Source organism: uncultured Campylobacter sp. (genome assembly GCF_938045535.1).
GTDB lineage: Bacteria > Campylobacterota > Campylobacteria > Campylobacterales > Campylobacteraceae > Campylobacter_B.
Window position 1 is genome coordinate 1 of record NZ_CALIMQ010000052.1, and the last position, 3,598, is coordinate 3,598.

Here is a 3,598-nt window from a genome sequence, read left to right on the forward strand (position 1 = left end):
GGATTAAAGTTACAAATGCAGCTGGGATAAAGAATGAGTGGATCTAAACAATGCTAAAAATTTTCAAAAGAATAGAGGACGATTCAAACGAGTTCAAGCCTCTTTTAATCGAGATAGAGGATGCTCCGCAAAACCCCCTAGGAAGATCTATCTTATGGATAGCTTGCGGGGCTTTGATATTTGCCGTGCTGTGGATGGTATTTGCTAAGGTTGATATCGTAGTAAGCGCTAACGGCAAGGTCGTGACCGACGGAGAGATTAAAATTTTAAAATCTCTTGAAAGCGGCGTCGTCTCTAAAATTTTAGTTAAAGAGGGTGATAGGGTAAAAAAGGGCGATCATCTAATCTTAATCGATCCTAGCGTTTCTACGGTAAATTTATCCACCAAGCAAGAGAGCTTGGCGCTGCTTGAATACTCTATAAAAAGGCTTGATGCTCTAAGCTCAGGGGGGAGCTTAGATGCCAATATCAGCGCAGATGAGCTGAGCTTATACAATACGCAAAAATCAAATTACGAAGAGAGCATAAATGTCTATAATCTAAAAATGCAAGCTCTGCAAATGGGGATAAACTCTACTAATTTGGAGGTCGAGAGGCTAAGCGGAATTTTAAAGATAGATGAAGCGCGGCTAAGCAATCTAAACAAAGTAAAAGATATAATAGCACGCAAGGATCTATATGAGCTCAAATCCAAGGTAATCGAGCTAAACTCCAATCTTAAAATTTCAAAAGAGAAGCTTGCCGAACAAAGGGCAAATTTAGATGAGCTAGCTAAAGAGCTTGAGGCCTTTAAAAGCCAAAGCATATCTAAGTGGCTCGATGAGATGCTAGCCAAACAAAAAGAAGCAAGCTCGCTAAAAGCGGAGATTAACGCGATCTTGTTTCAAACCAGACAGCAGATCATCTCCTCTCCGGTTGACGGCTTTGTAGGAAAGCTACTAGTAAATACTCAAGGAACCGCCATCACAAATCAAGAAAATTTAATCTCTATAGTGCCTAGCGATAAGCCTTTAATCATCAAAGCAAACGTGCTTAATAAAGATATAGGCTATCTGGAAAACAATCAAAGCGTAGCCATTAAGGTTCAGACCTTCGACTTTCAAAAATACGGCAAGCTAGAGGGTAGGCTGATTCACATAGCAAACGATGCGATAAACGATGAGAAGCTGGGAGAAATTTATGAAGTAAAGATTAGACCCGATTCTATATTTTTAATCGTAGATGGGATCAAAAAGGAGATCGAGCCCGGTATGAGCGTAACTGCCGAAGTAAAAGTAGGCAAACGGCGCGTAATAGAGCTATTTATCTACCCTGTCATCAAATACCTAGACGAAGGACTTAGCGTAAGATAGAGAAAGGGCAGGATGGCAAGTGGATATTTTACCCTAATGGGTAAGTCTTCGCTCAAATACATTGCTTGTTTGAGTGACTCCTATCCTGCCTGTCCTAGAGGGTAGGAGCAACTACACCGATACCCTCAAGCTTCGTTTGAGTAGAACTACCTATCCCATCTGTCCTAGCACAGCCTTACTTTAAATTTAGCGCAAGCAAGGACGTCCTCTTGATAAATTTTTTTAATGTAGTACCGAAGCAGAGTGGATAGCCGCTGCCTCTATCTTGAGCTGCTGTTCGTTCTAGCATGTGAGCCTCTGGTTAAATGCGCAATTTGAACAGCAGCCCTTACCCGAGCGGTTACCTGTCTCGCCTGGTTGGATACCCGCTTGAACAGCTACTTTTCATCTGAGAGGTTGTTTTATCATAGCGGATGGCGACAATCCAAGCGAACAAAAAAACAATATATCTGCGAGGGGCGAGATTGTTACCGCCGGTAGCCTTTGCGAGCAACCGGCGGCGTTTCACGAGTAGTCGTTAGCAGAGCAACATGTAGCATTGAGAGTGCGCAGCCCTGGGTTAGAGTGGACGGGGGGCGGGGGGCGGCGATTAATTCCCCCAGCCGCTCGCAAACATCTGCATGATATCCGGATTATTTTTCATATCATCCATCGAGATATTGCTCATGCCGTTATTTGAGGCGTAAGCGTTGAGATCTTCGATGATCTTATTGATTTTGCTGGCAGTGATATACTCTCCGCTAGCAAGCGCGATTTGCTCTATGGATGAGCCGCCAAATTGATTATTTATACGGACGGTGTCATTATCGCCGTATTTTAATACTAAATCGTTGGCAACCCTTTGGAAGGTGATGTTTTCTTTACCGATCCCCTCTTTAAATTTAAGAGTATCGTTACCCCTACCATCATAGATATTATCTGCTCCGTCGCCTCTACCGAATATATAGGTATCATCACCGTATCCGCCATCAAGACCGTCGTTACCGGCTCCACCTTCTAGGGTATCATTGCCGTTCTCTCCATAAAGAGTATCGTCACCGTCTCCGCCGTAAAGGATGTCGTTGTCATTTCCGCCATAAAGCTTATCATTACCTTCACCGCCGTAGAGGGTGTCGTTGCCGTTGCCACCGTAAAGAGTGTCTTTGCCTTCAGACCCTACCATCATATCATTTGCATTGGTGCCGCTGGAATTGGAGGTTATTGTCGCTATGTCTAGCTTATTTTGCGTCTCTTGGCCTATGGCGGCTATATACTCGCTTAGCACCCCACGTTTATTCGCTCCGTATGCAAACTCGGCAAGTAGGCTAAGGCCTGCGGCGAACTCCTTTTTGCTCTGAAATAAAGTAGCAAACTCCGCCAAATCCACGAAAGCCTTCTTCGGATCGCTTAGGTTTATCTCTTTAAATTTATCGATTACTTTGGTGAAATTTAGTCTGAAATCATACTTCGGCTTAGCAGATGCGTTTGCACCGCCGTTTGCGGTATCGGATTTTGAATTATCGCCCGCCGAGGCGCCGCCGTTCGCGGTATTGGATTTTGAATTGTCGCCCGCAGCCGTATCGTTAGGTACGGAGATCATATCTAGACTTATCAGATCGGCATAGCCTTTTAGTCTCGTTTGAGCCAGCAGCGATGCATAGGAGTAGTTTAAAATTTTCTCATACGTTTCGTTTGTGTTTTTGATGATAGCTTTTATATCGTCGTTGCTTATATAATAGAGCTCTGCAGTCTTTGAGCCGGTGAAAGCATCGATTACTTTGATCTTGTATTTTATACTCTCAAACTCCTTTAGTAAGCTCTCATCTATAGAATTTGAGCTATTTAGTAGAGCCTGATATTGAGACGGAGTGAGGCTTAGTCTTCTGGCGTTTGGATTACCGGAGTTTATCACGTTACCGTCTGCATCTACATTGATGTTCGATCCTGCGCCTAGACTTACATTGCTTGGAAGCTTCACCCCTTTTAGGTTTACTTCGTAGCCCGCGGCATTAGAATTTCCGCCTGTGCTTCTTGCAGCAGTCTCGCTCCAGGCTTTTATAAGAGCAGGCAGAGCCTTGAGCTGCTCCTCTTTGGTACTTAAGCGAGAGTAGCTATCTAGCGCGGCAGCTAGCTCTTTATTTAAAGCAGCGGCCGATCTTAGATCTCTTAGTAATCCAAAGCCTTTGATATTTGCTCTAGCCATATCCTCGGAGCTTAACGGTGTTTCATCTTTAAATTTAGAGTTTATCGTATCTACGTTGAAATTC

Annotated in this window: 1 protein-coding gene and 1 pseudogene; one reads left to right on the forward strand and one right to left on the reverse strand. The window is 43.8% G+C overall.

Going from position 1 to position 3,598, the window contains the following annotated elements; all coding sequences use genetic code 11:
• The first annotated feature begins 50 nt into the window (after positions 1 to 50).
• Complete coding sequence (locus tag Q0095_RS01990) at positions 51 to 1,352, forward strand: HlyD family type I secretion periplasmic adaptor subunit (protein ID WP_297880881.1); 1,302 nt, start codon at positions 51 to 53, stop codon at positions 1,350 to 1,352.
• A 589-nt stretch (positions 1,353 to 1,941) separates the two neighbouring features.
• Here Q0095_RS01990 and Q0095_RS01995 read toward each other — a convergent pair.
• Positions 1,942 to 3,598: pseudogene (locus tag Q0095_RS01995) on the reverse strand (hypothetical protein); the annotation flags it as partial.